Here is a 739-nt window from a genome sequence, read left to right as displayed (position 1 = left end):
CCCGTCGTACGGGACCGTCCACCGTTCGCGGGTGCGCGCCCGGGTGCTGCTTACCGCGCCGGACGCGCCGACGCCGGGCAGCCTCGCCCGCCGGGGCTGGCGGAACCTGCTGTCGGCCGAGCTGCCGGACGCCGAGGTGCGGGTCCGCGCGCAGCCCGGCGAGGGGCCGGACCTGCTGGTGGCGCGCACGGACCGCGGGGGCTACCTGGACGCGTGGCTGGACGTCCCGCTGGAGCCGGGCTGGCAGACGCTCTACCTCTCGGTGGGCGAGGACGCCGACGTGCCGGCGCCGGTCCAGGTGGTCGACCCCGCGGCGACGCACGGCATCGTGAGCGACATCGACGACACGGTGCTCGTGACGATGGTCCCGCGCCCGCACCTCGCGGCGTGGAACTTCCTGGTCCGGTCGGAGGCGCGCCGCAAGCCGGTACCCGGCATGCCCGAGCTGTACGGGCGGCTCACCGCCACGCACCCGGACGCCCCGGTCTTCTACCTGTCGACCGGCGCGTGGAACACGGCGAGCGCCCTGTCCCGGTTCCTGCACCGCGTGGGGCTGCCCCAGGGGTCGCTGCTGCTCACGGACCTGGGGCCGACGGGCGCCGCGCTGATGCGCTCCGGGCGGGAGCACAAGGCGGCGACGCTGCGCCGGCTCGCCGAGGAGCTGCCCGGACTGCAGTGGATCCTCGTCGGGGACGACGGACAGCACGACCCGCAGGTCTACGAGACGTTCGCGGCGGAG

General features: G+C 75.9%; 1 protein-coding gene. It reads left to right on the top strand.

Features of this window, described 5'->3' with window-relative positions; genetic code table 11:
- Window positions 1-31: 31 nt before the first annotated feature.
- Window positions 32-739 (top strand): phosphatase domain-containing protein (locus FHR04_RS20765; protein WP_211344233.1); only part of this gene is annotated, 708 nt, incomplete at its 3' end.

Source organism: Deinococcus radiopugnans ATCC 19172 (genome assembly GCF_006335125.1).
Classification (GTDB): Bacteria; Deinococcota; Deinococci; order Deinococcales; family Deinococcaceae; genus Deinococcus; species Deinococcus radiopugnans.
Note: the sequence above shows the minus strand (reverse complement) of the source record. Positions and strands in the feature narration are given on the sequence as shown.